The 20,508-nt window shown below is 58.1% G+C and carries 20 protein-coding genes; 14 read left to right on the forward strand and 6 right to left on the reverse strand.

The genetic code is table 11. From position 1 onward, the window contains the following. Positions 1-21: 21 nt before the first annotated feature. Together JTJ32_RS19865 and JTJ32_RS19870 are read right to left on the reverse strand one after the other, a co-directional pair. Complete coding sequence (locus JTJ32_RS19865) at positions 22-1,239, reverse strand: argininosuccinate synthase (RefSeq protein WP_004881872.1); 1,218 nt, start codon at positions 1,237-1,239, stop codon at positions 22-24. Positions 1,240-1,371: 132 nt separating this feature from the next. Next, a complete protein-coding gene (locus JTJ32_RS19870; protein ID WP_029244610.1) occupies positions 1,372-2,274 on the reverse strand; it encodes an OmpA family protein in 903 nt (300 codons plus the stop codon). Between the two features lie 146 nt (positions 2,275-2,420). Between JTJ32_RS19870 and pyrC the strand changes: the two genes are divergently transcribed. The 4 genes from pyrC (at position 2,421) to bfr (ending at position 5,226) form a co-directional block, all read left to right on the forward strand. Then, the gene (pyrC, locus tag JTJ32_RS19875) at positions 2,421-3,464 is read left to right on the forward strand and encodes a dihydroorotase (protein WP_210043051.1); all 1,044 of its coding nucleotides are present in this window, start codon (positions 2,421-2,423) and stop codon (positions 3,462-3,464) included. Then, positions 3,461-4,141, forward strand: coding sequence for a ribonuclease T (gene rnt, locus JTJ32_RS19880; protein ID WP_004881869.1), 681 nt, complete (start codon positions 3,461-3,463; stop codon positions 4,139-4,141). The genes pyrC and rnt overlap by 4 nt, the downstream gene beginning before the upstream one ends. A 194-nt stretch (positions 4,142-4,335) precedes the next feature. After that, the gene (locus JTJ32_RS19885; protein WP_004881868.1) at positions 4,336-4,554 is read left to right on the forward strand and encodes a bacterioferritin-associated ferredoxin; all 219 of its coding nucleotides are present in this window, start codon (positions 4,336-4,338) and stop codon (positions 4,552-4,554) included. Positions 4,555-4,755: 201 nt separating this feature from the next. After that, positions 4,756-5,226 (forward strand): bacterioferritin, encoded by a 471-nt coding sequence (gene bfr, locus JTJ32_RS19890; RefSeq protein ID WP_024686864.1) that lies wholly within the window; start codon positions 4,756-4,758, stop codon positions 5,224-5,226. A 115-nt stretch (positions 5,227-5,341) separates the two neighbouring features. Here the strand turns inward: bfr and grxD are convergent, their stop codons facing one another. The 3 genes from grxD to JTJ32_RS19905 all read right to left on the reverse strand — a co-directional run bounded on the left by grxD (position 5,342) and on the right by JTJ32_RS19905 (position 8,292). Continuing rightward, positions 5,342-5,668 carry a Grx4 family monothiol glutaredoxin gene (gene grxD, locus JTJ32_RS19895; protein ID WP_004881866.1) on the reverse strand — a complete coding sequence of 109 codons (327 nt, stop codon included), beginning with the start codon at positions 5,666-5,668 and terminating at the stop codon, positions 5,342-5,344. Positions 5,669-5,756: 88 nt separating this feature from the next. Continuing rightward, positions 5,757-7,865, reverse strand: a complete 2,109-nt coding sequence (locus JTJ32_RS19900) for a molybdopterin oxidoreductase family protein (RefSeq protein WP_210043052.1) — start codon at positions 7,863-7,865, stop codon at positions 5,757-5,759. Between the two features lie 133 nt (positions 7,866-7,998). After that, the gene (locus tag JTJ32_RS19905; RefSeq protein WP_099226113.1) at positions 7,999-8,292 is read right to left on the reverse strand and encodes a PlzR type 4 pili assembly inhibitor; all 294 of its coding nucleotides are present in this window, start codon (positions 8,290-8,292) and stop codon (positions 7,999-8,001) included. Positions 8,293-8,731: 439 nt separating this feature from the next. Between JTJ32_RS19905 and argF the strand changes: the two genes are divergently transcribed. Both argF and JTJ32_RS19915 read left to right on the forward strand, forming a co-directional pair. Then, positions 8,732-9,652, forward strand: coding sequence for an ornithine carbamoyltransferase (gene argF, locus JTJ32_RS19910; RefSeq protein ID WP_099226114.1), 921 nt, complete (start codon positions 8,732-8,734; stop codon positions 9,650-9,652). Next, on the forward strand, positions 9,649-10,725 hold the full coding sequence (locus JTJ32_RS19915; RefSeq protein WP_210043053.1) for an ABC transporter ATP-binding protein: 1,077 nt from the start codon (positions 9,649-9,651) through the stop codon (positions 10,723-10,725). Before argF ends, JTJ32_RS19915 begins: the two co-directional genes overlap by 4 nt. 9 nt (positions 10,726-10,734) lie before the next feature. Here the strand turns inward: JTJ32_RS19915 and ybaK are convergent, their stop codons facing one another. Further along, complete coding sequence (gene ybaK, locus JTJ32_RS19920; RefSeq protein WP_210043054.1) at positions 10,735-11,205, reverse strand: Cys-tRNA(Pro) deacylase; 471 nt, start codon at positions 11,203-11,205, stop codon at positions 10,735-10,737. A gap of 351 nt (positions 11,206-11,556) precedes the next feature. On the opposite strand from ybaK, the gene JTJ32_RS19925 reads away from it, so the two are divergent. The 8 genes from JTJ32_RS19925 (at position 11,557) to JTJ32_RS19960 (ending at position 20,460) form a co-directional block, all read left to right on the forward strand. Beyond that, entirely contained in the window at positions 11,557-12,423 is an 867-nt protein-coding gene (locus JTJ32_RS19925; RefSeq protein WP_210043056.1) for an MIP/aquaporin family protein, read from the forward strand. Positions 12,424-12,453: 30 nt separating this feature from the next. After that, on the forward strand, positions 12,454-13,959 hold the full coding sequence (glpK, locus tag JTJ32_RS19930; protein ID WP_004881859.1) for a glycerol kinase GlpK: 1,506 nt from the start codon (positions 12,454-12,456) through the stop codon (positions 13,957-13,959). A gap of 98 nt (positions 13,960-14,057) precedes the next feature. Beyond that, positions 14,058-14,813 carry a DeoR/GlpR family transcriptional regulator gene (locus JTJ32_RS19935; protein WP_099226117.1) on the forward strand — a complete coding sequence of 252 codons (756 nt, stop codon included), beginning with the start codon at positions 14,058-14,060 and terminating at the stop codon, positions 14,811-14,813. Positions 14,814-15,229: 416 nt separating this feature from the next. Further along, on the forward strand, positions 15,230-16,771 hold the full coding sequence (gene glpD / locus JTJ32_RS19940) for a glycerol-3-phosphate dehydrogenase (RefSeq protein WP_210043058.1): 1,542 nt from the start codon (positions 15,230-15,232) through the stop codon (positions 16,769-16,771). Between the two features lie 500 nt (positions 16,772-17,271). Next, on the forward strand, positions 17,272-18,204 hold the full coding sequence (locus JTJ32_RS19945; RefSeq protein WP_184320856.1) for a glutamate/aspartate ABC transporter substrate-binding protein: 933 nt from the start codon (positions 17,272-17,274) through the stop codon (positions 18,202-18,204). Between the two features lie 113 nt (positions 18,205-18,317). Continuing rightward, on the forward strand, positions 18,318-19,064 hold the full coding sequence (locus JTJ32_RS19950) for an amino acid ABC transporter permease (protein ID WP_099226120.1): 747 nt from the start codon (positions 18,318-18,320) through the stop codon (positions 19,062-19,064). Continuing rightward, on the forward strand, positions 19,061-19,729 hold the full coding sequence (locus JTJ32_RS19955) for an amino acid ABC transporter permease (protein ID WP_032632644.1): 669 nt from the start codon (positions 19,061-19,063) through the stop codon (positions 19,727-19,729). Before JTJ32_RS19950 ends, JTJ32_RS19955 begins: the two co-directional genes overlap by 4 nt. Further along, positions 19,726-20,460 (forward strand): amino acid ABC transporter ATP-binding protein, encoded by a 735-nt coding sequence (locus tag JTJ32_RS19960; RefSeq protein WP_025993871.1) that lies wholly within the window; start codon positions 19,726-19,728, stop codon positions 20,458-20,460. Before JTJ32_RS19955 ends, JTJ32_RS19960 begins: the two co-directional genes overlap by 4 nt. Positions 20,461-20,508 lie beyond the last annotated feature (48 nt).

Below are 20,508 nucleotides of genomic sequence, written 5' to 3' on the forward strand. Positions count from 1 at the left end.
ATTTTCAAGCGAGGAACCGAATCAGAACAGTTTGCGGCCCTTGTTTGCAGCGATGCGCATCCGCAGAGCGTTGAGCTTGATGAAGCCTGCAGCGTCAGCCTGATCATACGCACCAGCGTCATCTTCAAACGTCGCGATGTTCGCGTCGAACAGCGAGTCATCGGACTTGCGGCCAGTGACAATCACGTTGCCCTTGTAAAGCTTCAGGCGCACGACGCCATTCACATGAGCCTGGGACGCGTCGATCATCTGTTGCAGCATCAGACGCTCCGGGCTCCACCAGTAACCGGTGTAGATCAGGCTTGCGTACTTGGCCATCAGCTCATCCTTGAGGTGAGCGACTTCGCGGTCCAGCGTGATCGATTCAATCGCGCGGTGAGCGCGCAGCATGATGGTGCCGCCAGGGGTTTCGTAACAGCCACGGGACTTCATGCCCACATAACGGTTTTCCACGATATCCAGACGACCGATACCGTTTTCGCCACCAATGCGGTTCAGCGTCGCGAGTACGGTTGCCGGCGTCATCTCAACGCCGTCCAGCGCGACGATGTCGCCGTTGCGGTAGGTCAGCTCCAGATAGGTCGCGACGTTTGGCGCGTCCTCCGGGGACTTGGTCCAACGCCACATGTCTTCTTCGTGCTCGGTCCAGGTGTCTTCCAGCACGCCACCCTCATAGGAGATGTGCAGCAGGTTGGCGTCCATGGAGTACGGGGACTTTTTCTTGCCGTGACGCTCGATCGGAATGCCATGCTTCTCGGCGTAGTCCATCAGCTTCTCGCGCGACAGCAGGTCCCATTCGCGCCATGGGGCGATCACTTTTACGCCCGGCTTCAGTGCGTAGGCACCCAGTTCGAAACGTACCTGATCGTTGCCTTTACCGGTTGCACCGTGGGAAATGGCGTCGGCGCCGGTTTCGTTGGCGATTTCGATCAGACGCTTGGCGATGAGCGGACGGGCGATGGAAGTACCCAGCAGGTACTCGCCTTCATAAACGGTGTTGGCACGGAACATCGGGAATACGAAATCGCGAACGAACTCTTCGCGCAGGTCGTCGATGTAGATTTCCTTGACGCCCATGGCCTGTGCCTTGGCGCGTGCAGGCTCGACTTCCTCGCCCTGACCCAGGTCAGCCGTGAAAGTCACCACTTCGCAGTTGTACGTGTCCTGCAGCCACTTGAGGATTACCGAAGTATCCAGACCACCGGAATACGCGAGAACTACCTTGTTTACGTCCGCCATGCCATCACTCCACCGCGTTGTACGGAAAACCGACGATTCTACCGTTCAAAGCAGGAAATTTACAGGGGCGCGACAGCTTGTGACGACGAGGCGACAGGTTTTGTCAGCCTCGCGACAGTCGGGAGCGGTGTGTCAGGACGTGTGTGCAGCGCTTGCCGAGGCCACGGGAACCGGCCGCTCTTCGGGTGCAACGCGCTCAAGGTGCACGTTCACACGACGGTTACGGGCGCGGTTGGCATTATTGGTGTTGGGCGCAAGCGGATAACGCTCACCGTGAAAACGCAGGGTTATCTGTTGTTCCGGAATACCCTGGGCTTTCAGGTAATCCATGACCGCCAGTGCGCGTCGACGTGACAGGTCACGGTTGGTCAGGCGATTGCCGCTGTTGTCCGAATGACCATCCAGCTCGACGTGATTGACGGTCGGGTCTGCCTTCAAATAGGCGACCATGTTGTCCAGCCTCGCTTTTGCGGCAGCATCCAGTTCGATGCCGCCGCCAGGAAAGCCGACTTCGGCCTGCTTGACCTGATCGAAATTCATGGGCAACAGCTTGGCAGTACAGGCCTGATATTCAGTGAATGCCTTGCTGAACTTGACCGGCAGCAGACGCACCTCCATCTGCCCACCGTCACGGGAATAATGACGGATCAGCGGCGTGCGCCCTTCCATCAGGCCGTTGATCAGACGTCCGGCCTGAGCGTGAGAGGTGTTGAACGGTATTTCGCCATTGCTGACTCGCACAGAGCCCAGATTGATATCGCCACGGCCCGGCTGCCAGGGTGCTGCAGCGGCCAGCAGCGTGGCAGAACCGTTACCGAGCATGTTGTAGGAAGCCTTGAGCCGGAACGTCGCCTGCTCACCCGCGCGACGCACGAACTCACCCACACCGAAATCGGTAATGGGCTGAGTCAGACGGCACTCGAACTGATCGCCCTCGACTTTCCATTCGATGCTTTCCAGACGCGTCTGGAAATTGATCGCCATCGCTGGAAGACTGGCGAACACACTGAGCAGGGCTAGATATCGCTGGCGCACGGGAGGCTCCACTTGAGATGATCGCGAAACGAAACACGGTTTCTATGTCGGGCTATCGGTAACTTCCTACAAAACTTGATAGCGAGTGCCTGAGAGAGTCTTTTCCGGTAGCATTCCCTGCGAGTTTGACCCGCCTGGAATCCCCAATGTCTGACCGCCTGACCCTTCTGCGTCCCGACGACTGGCACATCCATCTCCGTGACGGAGCTGTTTTGCCCCATACCGTCGCTGACGTAGCGCGCACCTTTGGCCGCGCAATCATCATGCCCAACCTCGTGCCGCCTGTTCGCAATGCGCAGCAGGCCGATGCCTATCGCCAGCGCATTCTCGCTGCACGCCCGGCCGGCAGCCGCTTCGAGCCGTTGATGGTGCTTTATCTCACCGACCAGACAACGCCCGAGGACATTCGTACGGCCAAGGCCAGCGGTTTTGTCCAGGCCGCCAAGCTGTATCCGGCTGGCGCCACGACAAACTCCGATTCGGGTGTGACCAGCATCGACAGGATCTTGCCTGCCCTTGAAGCCATGGCCGAAGTCGGCATGCTGCTGCTGGTGCACGGCGAGGTCACGCGTGGCGAGATCGACGTGTTCGATCGCGAAAAAGTCTTCATCGACGAGCACCTGCGTAGCGTCGTCGAGCGTTTCCCGACACTGAAAGTGGTCTTCGAACACATCACCACCGGCGACGCCGTGCAGTTCGTTAATGAAGCATCGGCCAATGTCGCGGCGACCATCACTGCGCATCACCTGCTTTATAACCGCAATCACATGCTGGTCGGCGGTATTCGCCCGCACTTCTATTGCCTGCCGATCCTCAAGCGCAACACCCACCAGACGTCCCTGCTGGATGCCGCCACCAGTGGCAACGGCAAGTTCTTCCTGGGTACCGATTCCGCGCCGCATGCGCAACACGCCAAGGAAGCCGCATGCGGCTGCGCCGGTTGCTACACGGCTTACGCAGCTATCGAGATGTACGCGGAAGCCTTCGAGCAACGTAATGCGCTGGACAAACTGGAGGGCTTCGCCAGCCTTCACGGTCCGGCGTTCTACGGCCTGCCTGCCAACCAGGACACCATCACGCTGGTGCGTGAGGAGTGGACCGCCCCTGCCAGCCTGCCGTTTGGCGAGTTGTCCGTAATACCGCTGCGTGCAGGTGAAAAACTGCACTGGCGCCTGGAGGAAAACGCGTGAGTGAAGATCATTTCGACGACGAACCGGAAGGCCACGGTGGCGGCGGTGTTGGATCGCGCCACCCGATGGCGGCCCGCTTTCGCGGCTACCTGCCGGTCGTCATCGACGTAGAAACCGGGGGCTTCAACTCGGCTACCGATGCGCTGCTGGAAATTGCGGCAGTCACCATTGGCATGGATGAGAGAGGGTTCGTGTTCCCGGAGCACACCCATTTCTTCCGTGTCGAGCCCTTCGAGGGCGCGAACATCGAAGCGGCTGCGCTGGAGTTCACCGGCATCAAGCTCGATCACCCGCTGCGCATGGCGGTCAGCGAAGAAACCGCGCTGAACGATATCTTTCGTGGTGTGCGCAAGGCCCTCAAGGCCAACGGCTGCAAGCGCGCGGTGCTGGTCGGCCATAACGCCAGCTTCGACCTGGGTTTCCTCAACGCAGCCGTCGCTCGCCTGGACATGAAACGCAACCCGTTTCACCCGTTCTCAAGCTTCGACACTGCAACGCTGGCAGGCCTTGCCTACGGTCAGACCGTGCTGGCAAAAGCCTGCCAGGCTGCCGGTATCGACTTCGATGGCCGCGAGGCCCACTCGGCCCGCTACGACACGGAAAAGACGGCTGAACTGTTCTGCGGCATCGTCAACCGCTGGAAGGAAATGGGCGGCTGGGAAGACTTCGACGACTGAGTCCACCCTGCTCATGAACAGACCGGCCCAGTGCCGGTTTTTTCATGACCGTCATGCGGAAAACACGGGATTTCCATCGAGGTTTTACCACTCATCGCCCCACCTGAATCGAACCCAAAACAGTTTTGACAAGCATTCTCATTACCATTAAGCTCCGGATCACCCAGCCATAAACCAGCGATGGTCCATAGCTTATGTATGTTTGTCTCTGCCAAGGTGTTACTGACGGTCAAATCCGGGAAGCAATTCTGGAGGGCTGCTGCAGTTATCGCGAAGTTCGCGAGACGCTGGGTGTTGCAAGTAAATGTGGAAAATGTGCCTGCCTGGCGAAGGAAGTGGTGCGTGACACCCTGACCGAGCTTCAAAGCAGCCATGCTGCACTGGCCTATACGACAGAATTTACTGCGGCCTGAATCACCCCATTTCGAAGAACCGGACTTGATGTCCGGTTTTTTTATGCCTGTAATTCAAGCGCTTAGCGTCAAGATGCGGAACTCAAACATTCTTATTCCTATTTAAATTCACTTATTATTCAATAACTTAGGTTTGACAGACATTCGCGTGAAGCTCACACTCGCGGCTTATATATACAAGCCACTGGCAGGACCACGAACATGAAAGGCGACATTACAGTCATCCAGCATCTCAACAAGATCCTCGGAAACGAGCTGGTCGCCATCAACCAGTATTTTCTGCATGCACGCATGTACGAAGACTGGGGTCTGAAAAAGCTCGGCGCGCACGAGTACCATGAGTCCATCGACGAGATGAAGCATGCGGACAAGATCATCAAGCGCATCCTGTTTCTCGAAGGCCTGCCTAACCTGCAGGACCTTGGCAAGATCCTGATCGGTGAACACACCAAGGAAATGCTCGAGTGCGACCTGAAGATCGAGCAGAAAGGTCTGGCTGACCTGAAAGCGGCCATCGCCCATTTCGAGACCGTCGGTGACTTCGGCAGCCGTGAGCTGCTGGAAGATATCCTCGAGTCCGAGGAAGAACACATCGACTGGCTGGAAACGCAGCTGGGTCTGATCGACAAGGTGGGTATCGAAAATTACCTGCAGTCGCAGATGGGCGACTGACACGTCGATCCGCTGATACGAAAAAAGCCCGCCTCCATTGGAGAGCGGGCTTTTTCCTGTCTGCAGAACGGCTTGATGAACCGGCGTCCTGCTACCGATCCATCACATCACCGTCTTACTCGGCCTTGGCGGCCGATGCAGTCTTGACCAGCTCTTGAAGCGAGCCGTCAGCCATCATCTCGGTGATGATGTCGCTGCCGCCAACCAGTTCACCGGCAACCCACAGCTGTGGAAAGGTCGGCCAGTTGGCGTACTTGGGCAGGTTGGCGCGTATTTCGGGGTTCTGCAGGATGTCGACGTAGGCAAATTTTTCGCCGCACGCCATCAATGCCTGGGAAGCTTTGGCCGAAAAGCCGCACTGTGGCGCGTTTGGAGCGCCTTTCATGTAAAGCAGAATGGTGTTGTTGGCAATCTGCTCTTTGATCGTTTCGATGATATCCATGAAGCACCTCGGCTGAATTTTCCGACTCAGTTGTCGGCACGGTGGCGCATTGTAACGGAATCCCGACTGAGACGCTCTGTCTTGAACCTCAACACGCAGCGACCTGTACCGGCACGCCGTTCAGCGCCGCGTTACCGGAAAGCGCATCGAGCTGACGTTCGTCAGTCAGGTCATTGGCGCTGACACCGGGCTGGCTCTGCGCAATTTCCATGCGCACGCCGGCACGTGCATGACCCCAGCCGTGAGGCAGGCTGACCACACCGCGCATCATGTCCAGGCTGCCCACGACCTCAACCTCGATCATGCCAACCCGCGAACTGACACGCACCTGCTGCCCGTCGCTCAGACCACGACTGCTCAGATCATCGGGATGCATCAATAACTGATGACGCGGCTTGCCCTTCACCAGCCGATGATAATTGTGCATCCAGGAATTGTTGCTGCGTACGTGGCGACGCCCGATAAGCAGCAACTGGTCCGACTGCGGCTCGAAGGCGGCTCTGAAGCGGGCCAGGTCGGCCATGATGACGTCGGGCGCTGCCTGAACATAGCCGTTGACCGTCTTCAGCCGCTCGCTGAGGCTCGGTTGCAGCGCCCCCAGGTCAAGGCCGTGCGGATGATTGTCCAGGGTCGCCAGCGAGAGCTTGTGCGCGGACGCATCGCCGTAACGCCCGTTGCGCAGGCCATGATCGATGATCTGTGCGGGTGACAGGGTCGGTTTCAGGTCTTTCTGCGTTTTGGCGGCAAATGCCTTGGCCAGGCCGACGAAGATTTCCCAGTCATGCAGCGCGCCTTCGGGTTTGTCGAAGATCGCTCGATTGAAGCGGGTGACGTTACGCACCGCCAGGGTATTGAACGTGGTGTCGTAGTGATCGTTTTCCAGCGCCGACGTGGACGGCAGGATCAGGTCGGCATAGCGCGTGGTTTCATTGATGTACAGGTCGATGCTGACCATGAACTCCAGCCCTTCAAGGGCTTTTTCAAGCTGACGTCCATTCGGCGTCGACAACACAGGGTTACCTGCAACCGTCACCAGCGCACGCACGCGCCCTTCCCCTTCATGAAGCATTTCTTCAGCGAGCGCCGAAACCGGCAATTCACCGGAGTATTCGGGCAAGCCCGACACGCGACTCTGCCAGCGATTGAAATGACCACCAGACGTAGAGCCCACGATATCCACCGCCGGCTGGGTGCAGAGCACGCCGCCGACACGATCAAGGTTGCCGGTTACCAGGTTGATAAGCTGCACCAGCCAGTGACACAACGTACCAAATGCCTGGGTGGAAATCCCCATGCGGCCATAACAGACAGCCTTGTCGGCTGCCGCGAAATCCCTGGCCAACTGGCGGATTTCCTGCGCGGTGATGCCACAACGCGGGCTCATGGCTTCGGCACTGAAATCGGAAATGCCCGCTCGTACCTGATCCAGTCCATCGACAGGCAAATGGCTGCCGCGGGCCAGCCCTTCGTCAAACAGCGTATGAAGCAGCCCGAACAGCAGAGCGGCGTCTCCACCGGGGCGTACGAACAGATGCTGATCGGCAATGGCGGCGGTCTCGCTGCGTCGCGGGTCGACAACCACGACCTTTCCGCCACGCTTCTGTATGGCCTTCAGACGTTTTTCAACGTCGGGGACAGTCATGATGCTGCCGTTTGAAGCCAACGGGTTGCCGCCCAGAATCAGCATGAAATCGGTGTGATCGATGTCCGGAATCGGCAGCAACATGCCGTGGCCGTACATCAGAAAGCTGGTCAGGTGATGAGGCAACTGGTCCACAGACGTCGCGGAAAAGCGATTGCGCGTCTTGAGCAGGCCGAGAAAGTAATTGCTGTGGGTCATCAACCCATAATTGTGCACGCTGGGGTTGCCCTGATAGACCGCCACGGCGTTCTGACCCTCGCGCTGCTGGAGGGCCGCCAATCGCTCGGCCACCAGGTCGAACGCGTCCTGCCAGGCAATCGGCTGCCATTGATCACCTGAACGCAGCATGGGCTGGCGCAGACGATCAGGGTCGGTCTGGATATCTTGCAGCGCTACGGCTTTGGGGCAAATGTGGCCGCGGCTGAAATTGTCGAGCGGATCCCCCTTTATCGAAGTGATTCTACGCGTCGCGTCAGGTGCAAGCGTGGTTTCGATGGTCAGGCCGCAAATGGCCTCACACAGATGACAGGCACGGTGGTGTTCGGTCCGAGTCATCGCAGCCTCATAGTGGTGTCGTGGCAATCCGATCGATTGCGGAACAATCACTATGGTGCGTGACGAAGACCTTCGCCACCCGGCTTCGCATCATGAATCAAGGCCCATCAGGCCGACGGATGTACGCTGTCAGTCAGCTGCCGATGGGTGTGACAACCTTGCGCTGCAACTGGATTTCGGTCACGGTTTCGATCTGCTCCTGAGCCATGTGCACGCCGGTCAGGTCGCCGATCAGACGCCAGTGCTCATCAAGCCCCGAGCTGATGGTGGCCATGCGATCAATCATGCGTCGTCCGGCAGTGCGCGTGACTTCGTCTTCGCTACGCAGCAGTTCAAAGGACATGGAGGTCATGGATGCGGTGAGGTGGGTCAAGGTGCGGGCAGTCAGCCCGAGCAATTCCGTTAGTTGACGCTCTTTAGAGTCCATTCCCGATCTCCCGATCAATGATGATATCAACGAGGCTTTATAACCTACGGCCGTTGTTTAGGAAACGGTCATTGTTTCAAGCGCGTGAAGCACGTCGCATTCGCGGCCGGACTGTTGCAGGATTGGTACTAATTGCCAAGCCCGCTTTGGGCAGTGTACAAATGCTGCCTTTGAATAGCACAGTAATGGCTAAAGGCCTGCTTCAGAGTAGTCACTTTTTAGCGCGATGCGAGAATTACTATACGGCCTGAAGACCGGTCACCGGATTCAGACCGCCATTCGAAATCAAGCAAGCTATTGGTAAGACGCGACATTTTTTTATACTATCGCGCCTCCCTTATTCGTCGCCTCGTGCGGCTTTCTCCGCAATGTTCGCCCGTTTTCTCGATAAAACCCGGCTTTGAAACACTGCGGTCTGTTGCAAAAAAGGTAGTTAATCATGAACGCCAGGCACTTTCTCTCGATGATGGATTACACCCCAGACGAACTGCTGGGCTTGATCCGTCGTGGCGTAGAGCTCAAAGACCTGCGAAATCGCGGCGTGCTTTTTGAACCCCTGAAGAACCGGGTGCTGGGGATGATTTTTGAAAAATCCTCGACTCGTACCCGTCTTTCCTTCGAAGCCGGCATGATTCAGCTGGGCGGCCAGGCCATCTTTTTGTCCCATCGCGACACGCAACTGGGGCGTGGTGAGCCGATTGCCGACAGTGCCAAGGTCATGTCGCGCATGCTCGACGCGGTCATGATCCGTACCTATGCCCACAGCAATCTGATCGAATTCGCTGCCAATTCCCGTGTGCCGGTAATCAACGGTTTGTCCGATGACCTGCATCCGTGCCAGTTGCTGGCCGACATGCAGACCTTCCTCGAGCATCGTGGCTCGATCAAGGGCAAGACCGTGGCGTGGATCGGTGACGGCAACAACATGTGCAACAGTTATATAGAAGCGGCGATCCGGTTCGACTTCAATTTGCGCATCGCCTGCCCGCTGGGTTACGAGCCGAATCCCGAGTTCATGGCGCTGGCCGGGGATCGCGTGACGATTGTTCGTGACCCGAAAGCAGCAGTCGAAGGCGCACACCTGGTGAGTACCGATGTCTGGACCTCCATGGGACAGGAAGAGGAAACGGCCAAGCGTATGGCCTTGTTCGCACCATTCCAGGTAACGCGCGCGCTGCTCGACCTTGCGGATAAGGACGTGCTGTTCATGCACTGCCTGCCCGCACACCGGGGTGAAGAAATCAGCGTCGATCTGCTGGACGATCCACGCTCGGTCGCGTGGGATCAGGCGGAAAACCGTTTGCACGCACAGAAAGCGCTGCTGGAATTCCTCGTCGCGCCGTCCTGTCAGCCGGCATGAGTCAGGCCCTGCTGCTGAACCTGCGCAATCTGGCGTGCGGCTATGACAACCAGCGTGTGGTGCAGGACCTGAATCTGCACCTCAATGCAGGTGACATCGGCTGCCTGCTGGGCTCCTCAGGCTGCGGCAAGACGACGACACTGCGTGCAATTGCCGGTTTCGAACCGATCCACGCCGGCGAGATCACGTTGGCGGGCGAAGTGATCTCGCGTCCAGGCTGGACGCTGGCACCGGAAAAGCGCCGGATCGGCATGGTGTTTCAGGACTATGCCCTGTTTCCGCACCTGAGCGTCGCTGACAATATCGCGTTCGGCATCCGCAAGCATCCGCGCCGTGAGCAGGTAACGGCTGAGTTGCTGGAACGGGTCAACCTCGCCGGGCTGGGCAAACGCTATCCGCACGCGTTGTCAGGCGGACAGCAGCAGCGGGTTGCGCTCGCCCGGGCTCTGGCACCGGAGCCGCGGTTGTTGCTGCTCGATGAGCCGTTTTCCAATCTGGATCGCGAGTTGCGCAGGCGCTTGAGTCACGAGGTGCGCGACATCCTGAAGGCGCGCGGCACCAGTGCAATTCTGGTGACTCACGATCAGGAGGAAGCATTCGCGGTCAGCGATCAGGTCGGCGTTTTCAAGGAAGGCCGGCTGGAGCAGTGGGACACTCCCTACAACCTGTACCACGAGCCGCAGACGCCATTTGTCGCCAGCTTCATCGGCCAGGGGTATTTCATTCGCGGTCAGATGATCGACCATGAATCGGTACAGACCGAACTGGGTGTGCTGCGCGGCAATCGGGCTTATCCGGGCGTCAGTGGGAGCGCGGTAGACGTGCTGTTGCGCCCCGACGACATTGTTCATGCACCGCAAAGCGCGCTGAAAGCACGGGTCATCGGTCGAATCTTTCAGGGCGCTTCAACCCTGTATCGCCTGCAGTTGCCGACCGGCAGCCAGCTCGAGGCGATCTTTCCCAGCCACGCCGATCACATGACCGGCGAGCAGGTCGGCATTCAGGTCGCCGCCGATCATCTGGTTCTGTTTGCTGCCCCAGGCAGCGTCGCTGCACACGCGGTCAGCGGCTGAGTGGTCGACTCATTCACGGCCGATAGCGGCGAAGGTCGCGCTGGTGTGAGCCGCCAGCACCTGCGCTGACAGCTCCACTTCCAGCCCTCTCCTGCCCGCGCTGACAAAAATGGTCTCCAAGGGCATGGCCGTTTCGTCGATGAACGTACGCAAGCGCTTTTTCTGACCCAAGGGACTGATGCCTCCCAACAGATAACCGGTCGAGCGCTGCGCCGCGGCCGGGTCGGCCATTTCGATCTTCTTGACGCCGGCAGCGTGAGCCAGCGCCTTCAGATCCAGTGTTCCGACGACCGGCACGACGGCGACCAGCAATTCGCCCTTTTCAGTACTGGCCAGCAGCGTCTTGAACACACGCGCAGGTTCCAGACCGAGCTTTTCTGCCGCCTCCAGGCCATACGATGCCGCCTTGGGATCGTGTTCATAACTGTGGATGCGGTGTTCGGCACGAACTTTTTTCAATAAATCCAAGGCGGGGGTCATTCATCACTCCAGACAGATCAGGGTGAGCGCTACTTTAAGCCAAATAATCGGGAAGCGCCTTGATCCATAAAGGCTGCGGCCTTGATGGCTATTTAAAACCATCAAGACTTTTCCTACAAAACATGCAGAAACAAACTAAGACCTGGCCGTGATATTTTTCAGTGACCGTTCAGTTCCGACCTTTGACAGGGTTCTTTCTTGTCTATATTTTTTCGTTTGCGAATATTAACGAACGCTGTTTTTCGGTATAACTCGCACCAGTGACCGTATTCCGAAGAATCCTGACACGCCGCAATAACGAGCATCCGTGTCTGCATACGGTGCCGCGACAAAAACAAAAAAGAGGTATTCATGACCATTGCAACCCGACAACCAACGCTTTCCGCACAATGTACTGCTGAATTCCTGGGCACAGCCCTGATGATTTTTTTCGGGACCGGATGCGTTGCAGCGCTCAAGGTCGCGGGTGCTTCTTTCGGACTTTGGGAAATCTGCATCATCTGGGGCATGGCCGTCAGCATGGGCATCTACCTGAGTGCAGGTATTTCCGGCGCACACCTCAACCCGGCCGTCAGCATCGCGCTGAGCATGTTTGCCGGTTTCGAAAAACGAAAACTGCCTTTTTATATCGCTTCCCAGATCGCCGGTGCGTTCTGCGGCGCGGGGCTTGTGTACCTTCTGTACGTCAGCCTCTTTTTCGACTTCGAACATGCGCACCACATCATTCGTGGCACCGAACAGAGCCTTGAACTGGCATCGGTGTTCTCTACCTATCCGAACCCTGCCATTTCGGTTGGCCAGGCCTTTCTGGTCGAGATGGTCATCACCACCATTCTAATGGGCGTGATCATGGCGCTGGGCGACGACAACAACGGCCTGCCGCGTGGCGCGCTGGCTCCTCTGCTGATCGGTCTGCTGGTCGCGGTGATCGGCAGCGCCATGGGTCCGTTGACCGGCTTTGCCATGAATCCTGCACGTGACTTCGGCCCGAAAATGATGACGTTCATTGCCGGCTGGGGTGAGATAGCATTCACCGGCGGTCGTGACATACCTTATTTCCTGGTTCCGATTTTTGCGCCCATTCTGGGTGCCTGCCTCGGCGCCGCCGGCTACCGCGTGCTGATTGGGCGCCATCTGCCCGGCGCCGATCCCGCTGTAGACGAAAAAGAAAAGAAAGACACCAGCGCGATTCGCGGCAAGGCTCAAGCGTCATCTTGAATTCCACCCCAATAACGCAAGGCAATCGACATGACTGACACACAGAACAAGAACTACATCATTGCCCTTGATCAGGGCACCACCAGCTCGCGGGCCATCATCTTCGACCGCGATGCCAATGTGGTGAGCACTGCCCAAAGCGAATTCGTCCAGCATTATCCGCAGGCTGGCTGGGTCGAGCATGACCCGATGGAAATCTTCGCCACCCAGACCGCGTGCATGACCAAGGCGCTGGCCCAGGCCGACCTGCACCACAATCAGATTGCTGCCATCGGCATCACCAACCAGCGCGAAACCACCGTGATCTGGGAGCGTGACACCGGCCGCCCAATCTACAATGCCATTGTCTGGCAATGCCGCCGCAGCACTGAAATCTGCCAGCAGCTCAAGCGAGACGGCCTCGAGGAATACATCAAGGACACCACCGGTCTGGTCATCGACCCGTACTTCTCCGGCTCCAAGGTCAAGTGGATTCTGGACAACGTCGAAGGCAGCCGCGAACGCGCCCGCAAGGGTGAGCTGATGTTCGGCACCATCGATACCTGGCTGATCTGGAAATTCACCGGCGGCAAGGTCCACGTCACCGACTACACCAACGCCTCGCGCACCATGCTGTTCAATATCCATACCCTGGAATGGGATCAGCGCATGCTCGACGTGCTGGACATTCCGCGCGAGATCCTGCCCGAGGTCAAAGCCTCGTCCGAGGTCTACGGTCACAGCAAGAGCGGCATCCCGATTGCGGGTATCGCGGGCGACCAGCAAGCGGCGCTGTTTGGTCAGATGTGCGTCGAGCCGGGTCAGGCGAAAAACACCTACGGCACCGGTTGTTTCCTGCTGATGAACACCGGCAAGAAAGCGGTGAAATCGGCTCACGGCATGCTCACCACCATCGGCTGCGGCCCGCGTGGCGAAGTGGCTTATGCACTGGAAGGTGCCGTGTTCAACGGCGGCTCGACCGTACAATGGCTGCGTGACGAACTGAAGATCATCAACGACGCGCTGGACACCGAGTACTTCGCCAGCAAGGTCAAGGACAGCAACGGCGTGTATCTGGTCCCGGCCTTTACCGGTCTGGGCGCCCCCTACTGGGACCCATACGCCCGTGGCGCGCTGTTCGGCCTGACCCGCGGCGTGAAAGTCGATCACATCATCCGTGCGGCGCTGGAGTCCATCGCCTATCAGACCCGTGACGTACTGGACGCCATGCAGCAGGATTCCGGCGAACGCCTGAAATCCCTGCGTGTGGATGGCGGAGCAGTAGCCAACAACTTCCTCATGCAGTTCCAGGCAGACATCCTCGGCACGCATGTAGAGCGTCCGCAGATGCGCGAAACCACGGCACTGGGCGCGGCGTTCCTGGCCGGTCTGGCCATTGGTTTCTGGAGCAGCCTGGACGAGTTGCGCAACAAGGCTGTGATCGAGCGCGTTTTCGAGCCGCTGTGTGAAGAAGCGCATAAAGAGAAACTGTATGCAGGCTGGCAAAAAGCCGTGGCCCGCACCCGTGACTGGGAACCGCACGAAAACGAGGAGTAAGCCTGACGGTCTGGCGAGGAGCAGGATTTCCGGCTGACAGAGCCCATGTCCCTGCGGCATGATGGGCGCCATTTGCAGTGGGCGCCCAAGGAAAAACAATGAACCTGCCTCCCCGCCAACAACAGATCCTCGAACTGGTCCGTGATCGCGGCTACGTCAGCATCGATGAAATGGCGACGCTGTTCGTCGTGACCCCGCAAACCATCCGTCGAGACATCAACCAGCTTGCGGAAATGAACCTGCTGCGGCGCTACCACGGCGGCGCGGCCTATGACTCCAGCATCGAAAACACCGCCTACGCCATGCGAGCGGATCAGATGCGCGACGAAAAGCAGCGGATCGCTGAAGCCATCGCAGCGCAAATCCCCGACAACGCCTCGCTGTTCATCAATATCGGTACCACCACCGAATCCATCGCTCGCGCCCTGCTCAATCACAGCAACCTGAAAATCATCACCAACAACCTGCATGTTGCGTCAATCCTGAGCGCCAAGGATGACTTCGAGGTGCTGCTGGCGGGCGGTAATGTGCGTCGTGACGGCGGCGTGGTAGGCCAGGCCAGTGTCGACTTCATCTCGCAGTTCAAGGTCGACTTTGCCCTCGTCGGCATCAGCGGCATCGACGAAGACGGCAGCCTGCTGGATTTCGATTATCAGGAAGTCCGGGTGTCGCAGGCGATCATCGCCAATGCGCGCAAAGTGCTGCTGGCAGCTGACTCCAGCAAGTTCGGACGCAACGCGATGGTCAGGCTGGGGCCGATCACTCTGATCGATTGTCTGGTCACTGATGAGCCACCTGTCCCTGCGCTGCAGCAGTTGCTGAACCAGCACAAGATCCGGCTTGAGGTGGTTTGATCACCAAAACTGACCTGAATGTGCCGATGCCCTGTGCTCGGCGTTTATCCATAAGTCTGCCTCGACACAGGTTGTGCCCATCCTGCGTGGACATGCATCCCGTGACGCCCTGCGCCACATAGGCCGCAGACTTCAGATTCGGTGAGCCAAGCACATGGCTCAAGTCGCCTTTTCGCCTCTCGGCTGATTCGCAAGCCCTCTACCCTGCCGCTCGCAGCGACGCTCATCGATTCACGCGCCCTCGCTCATCCCGTCCTACAATGTTCATTTTTGTTCTTTTCTAAGTTCATCATCAGTAATTTCAATCAATAGTCGCTGGCGAGGGGATTTTTATTGAGCTATGATTTTCGAAAGTGAACATTAATGTTCAGATTCGCCTTTCGAGCACCGCTCAAGCACTCTTCAGGAGGCCAACAATGCCCCAGACCCACGCGACATCCGCCGCCCCTCTTTCAGAGGTCTACGACATCGCCGTGATCGGTGGTGGCATCAATGGCGTCGGCATTGCGGCAGACGCGTCCGGGCGCGGCCTGTCGGTGTTTCTGTGCGAGAAAGACGACCTTGCCAGCCATACCTCTTCTGCCAGCAGCAAGCTGATTCACGGTGGGCTGCGCTATCTGGAACACTATGAATTCCGTCTGGTGCGTGAGGCACTGGCTGAGCGTGAGGTGTTGCTGGCCAAGGCGCCGCATATTGTCAAGCCCATGCGCTTCGTGCTCCCACACCGTCCGCACCTGCGTCCGGCTTGGATGATTCGTGCCGGCATGTTCCTTTACGATCACTTGGGCAAGCGTGAAAAGCTGCCTGCTTCGCGCACGATTCGTTTCGGCGCAGACAGCCCGCTTAATTCCAGCATCACCCGCGGTTTCGAATACTCCGATTGCTGGGTCGACGACGCCCGTCTGGTCGTACTCAATGCCATGTCAGCCCGTGAGAACGGTGCGCACATCCATACCCAGACACGTTGCGTCAGTGCCCGTCGCGTCAAGGGCCTGTGGCACCTGCATCTGGAACGCAGCGACGGCAGCCTGTTTTCAATTCATGCCAAGGCACTGGTCAATGCGGCCGGTCCATGGGTGGCCAAGTTCATTCGTGAAGACCTGAAGCTTGAGTCGGCGTACGGCATCCGCCTGATTCAAGGCAGCCATCTGATCGTGCCGAAGCTGTACGAAGGTGAACATGCGTTCATTCTGCAAAACGAAGACAAGCGCATCGTGTTCACCATCCCGTACATGGATCACTTCACTATTGTCGGCACGACCGACCGTGAGTATCAGGGCGATCCGAACAAGGTGGAAATCACCGACGGCGAGATGGACTACGTATTGAAAGTGGCCAATGACCACTTCAAGAAGCAACTGACCCGCGCCGATGTGCTGCACACCTACTCCGGTGTGCGCCCGCTGTGCAACGACGAATCCGACAACCCGTCTGCAATTACCCGTGACTACACCCTGTCGCTGTCCGGAGGTGCCGACGAGGCGCCGATCCTGTCGGTGTTCGGCGGCAAGTTGACCACTTACCGCAAGCTCGCCGAATCGGCCATGGCGCAACTGGCACCGTTCTTCAAGCAGATGAAGCCGAGCTGGACAGCCACGTCCGCGCTGCCGGGTGGCGAAGACATGACGACTCCGGAAGCGCTGGCCAGCGAACTGACCCGTCGTCACACCTGGCTGCCGGCTCCGATCGCCAAGCGTTGGGCAATCACCTACGGCAGCCGCAGCTGGCGCCTGCTGGAAGGTGTGCAGAATCTTGAAGGCATGGGTCAGCACCTGGGTGGCGGCTTGTACGCGCGTGAAGTTGATTACCTGTGCGATCAGGAATGGGCCACCAGCATCGATGACATCCTGTGGCGTCGTACCAAGCTGGGTCTGTTCACCACGCCTGAAGAACAGGCAGCCGTGAGCAGCTATCTGGAAACGGTTGCACGCAACAAGGCGGCGATTGAAGCGGCCTGATCAGTCGCAACACCCGGTTCGCGCGACACCCCGTCAATCGGAGAGCCCTGTGTAAGGCGGCTATGGCTTCAGATTAGCCGCCTCCAGGCAAACAACCTGTAACCCACTGAAGACCTGGTTTTCTGTGAAAGGTATCAGCAGCTGCATACCGCATATCCGATGCCAGCAGTGCGCCTGCGATTGTACGTAACACCTTTCCAACCCCCACACACCTTCCCCCTCTCCCCCTCCACTCATTCGGTTTTCCGAACAGCTGCCGCTGCCAGATTCGGCTTCCCGGACGAGCGCCTGCCGTTCAACACGCCTTAATCAGATAAAAACCTTTTAGTTTCAGTGAGTTGAAAATCCATAAAGGTTTGGCATGACTCATGCTCTACACCTTGCATCGACTGCTTCGACATTAGCGTGTGTCTACCCAGGACGCCGTTGAAGCCATCGTCAAAGAAGTGGATGTCCCTCAAGGCGTCCTATCAATAAAAAATGAAATCGAGGATTCATCGATGCGCATCGTTCCCCATCTGCTGGGCGCAGCAATCGCTGCCGCTCTGATCAGCACTCCGGTTTTCGCCGCTGAATTGACAGGCACTCTGAAGAAAATCAAAGAGTCCGGCACCATCACGCTCGGCCACCGTGACGCATCCATCCCGTTCTCCTACATTGCTGACGCCTCGGGCGTGCCGATGGGCTACTCCCACGACATTCAGCTGAAAATCGTTGAAGGCATCAAGAAAGAACTGGACATGCCTGACCTGAAGGTCAAGTACAACCTGGTGACCTCCCAGACCCGTATTCCACTGGTCCAGAACGGCACCGTTGACGTGGAATGTGGCTCGACCACCAACAACGTCGAGCGTCAGCAGCAGGTTGATTTCTCGGTCGGCATCTTCGAAGTCGGTACCCGTCTGCTGTCCAAGAAAGATTCCAGCTACAAGGACTTCGACGACCTGAAAGGCAAGAACGTCGTGACCACCGCCGGGACAACGTCCGAGCGCATTCTGAAGGCCATGAACGCCGACAAGCAGATGGGCATGAACGTTATCTCCGCCAAGGACCACGGTGAGTCCTTCCAGATGCTGGAATCGGGCCGCGCCGTCGCGTTCATGATGGACGACGCCCTGCTGGCAGGCGAAATGGCCAAGGCCAAGAAGCCGGATGACTGGGCCGTCACCGGTACCGCACAGTCCTACGAAATCTACGGCTGCATGGTTCGTAAAGGCGATGCACCGTTCAAGAAAGCCGTGGACGACGCCATCGTTGCAACCTACAAGTCGGGCGAGATCAACACGATCTACAACAAATGGTTCCAGTCCCCGGTCCCGCCAAAAGGCCTGAACCTTGAGTTCCCGATGAGCGAAAAAATCAAAGAGCTGATCAAGAATCCGACCGACCAGGCGGCCGAACCCGCCAAAGCCCTCGAAGAAAAGAAAGCCTGAGCAATCGGTTCAGCCTCGCTGAACTGACTGCACCCCGAGCGGGCTGAATCTCCCGCTCGGGAACCGACACTGCGTGCATCTCGATAGCAATAGAACAAGAGGGGGAGACCCTGATGAATTACAACTGGGACTGGGGCGTGTTCTTCAAGTCCACCGGCGTCGGCAGCGAGACCTATCTGGACTGGTTCATATCCGGTCTGGGCTGGACTATCGCCATTGCAGTCGTCGCCTGGATCATCGCCTTGATACTGGGTTCGATACTGGGTGTCATGCGCACCGTACCGAGCCGTCTGGTGTCAGGCATTGCCACGACTTACGTGGAAATCTTCCGCAATGTGCCACTGCTGGTGCAACTGTTCATCTGGTACTTCCTGGTACCTGATCTGCTGCCTGCAGACCTGCAGGAGTGGTACAAGCAAGACCTCAACCCGACGACTTCGGCGTTTCTGAGCGTCGTCGTGTGCCTGGGTCTGTTCACCGCCGCACGGGTCTGCGAACAGGTCCGCACCGGTATCCAGGCGCTGCCCAAAGGCCAGGAATCGGCCGCTCGCGCCATGGGCTTCAAGCTGCCACAGATCTACTGGAACGTGCTGCTGCCTCAAGCCTACCGCATCATCATTCCGCCGCTTACCTCCGAATTTCTGAACGTGTTCAAGAACTCTTCGGTGGCCTCGCTGATCGGCCTGATGGAACTGCTCGCGCAGACCAAGCAGACCGCCGAGTTTTCCGCGAACCTGTTCGAAGCCTTCACGCTGGCCACCCTCATCTACTTCACGCTGAACATGAGCCTGATGCTGCTGATGCGTGTGATCGAGAAGAAAGTCGCCGTGCCCGGCCTGATTTCCGTGGGAGGTAAATAATGGACTTCACTGGAATCGTTCCCGCCCTCCCCGGCCTGTGGAATGGCATGGTCATGACCCTGAAGCTGATGGCGATGGGTGTGGTCGGCGGTCTGTTGCTCGGCACCGTGCTGGCGTTGATGCGACTGTCTTCGAACAAGCTGCTGGCCAACGTCGCTGGCGCTTACGTGAACTATTTTCGCTCCATCCCGCTGCTGCTGGTGATCACCTGGTTCTATCTGGCCGTGCCGTTCGTGCTGCGCTGGATCACCGGTGAAGACACACCGATCGGTGCGTTCACCTCCTGCGTCGTGGCCTTCATGATGTTCGAAGCGGCCTACTTCTGCGAAATCGTACGTGCCGGTGTGCAGTCGATTTCCAAGGGGCAGATGGGCGCGGCCCAGGCGCTGGGCATGAACTATGGCCAGATGATGCGCCTGATCATCCTGCCTCAGGCGTTTCGCAAGATGACGCCTCTGCTGCTGCAACAGAGCATCATTCTGTTTCAGGACACCTCTCTGGTTTACACCGTCGGCCTCGTGGACTTCCTCAACGCCTCGCGGGCCAGCGGCGACATCATCGGTCGCGCCAACGAGTTCCTGATCATTGCCGGTCTGGTGTATTTCACGATCAGCTTTGCCGCCTCGTTGCTGGTGAAGCGTTTGCAAAAAAGGTTCGCCGTATGATTTCCATCAAAAACGTCAACAAGTGGTATGGGGACTTCCAGGTACTGACCGATTGCAGCACCGAGGTCAGCAAGGGCGAAGTGGTCGTGGTCTGCGGGCCTTCCGGTTCCGGTAAGTCGACCCTGATCAAGTGCGTGAACGCCCTTGAGCCGTTCCAGAAAGGCGACATCGTGGTCGACGGCACGTCGATCTCCGACTCCAGGACCAACCTGCCGAAACTGCGCTCGCGCGTCGGCATGGTGTTTCAGCACTTCGAGCTGTTCCCGCACCTGACCATCGTCGAAAACCTGACCATCGCCCAGATCAAGGTGCTGGGTCGCAGCAAGGCCGAAGCCACCGAAAAAGGTTTGAAACTGCTGGACCGTGTCGGCCTGTCCGAGCATGCCCACAAGCATCCCGGTCAGCTTTCCGGCGGTCAGCAGCAGCGCGTGGCGATTGCCCGTGCGCTGGCAATGGACCCGGTGGTCATGCTGTTCGACGAACCGACCTCGGCGCTCGACCCGGAAATGGTCAACGAAGTGCTCGACGTGATGGTGCAACTGGCTCACGAAGGCATGACCATGATGTGCGTGACCCACGAAATGGGCTTCGCTCGCAAGGTCGCCAATCGTGTGATCTTCATGGACAAGGGACAGATCGTCGAAGACTGCGCCAAGGAAGAGTTCTTCGGTGACGTGTCTGCACGTTCCGAACGCGCCCAGCAATTCCTCGCCAAGATCCTCCAGCACTAAGCATTACGCTGACAGCTGCCCGTTACACACGGGTAGCTGTTCGGCTCA

It is taken from the genome of Pseudomonas alliivorans, from assembly GCF_017826695.1.
Taxonomy (GTDB): Bacteria; Pseudomonadota; Gammaproteobacteria; order Pseudomonadales; family Pseudomonadaceae; genus Aquipseudomonas; species Aquipseudomonas alliivorans.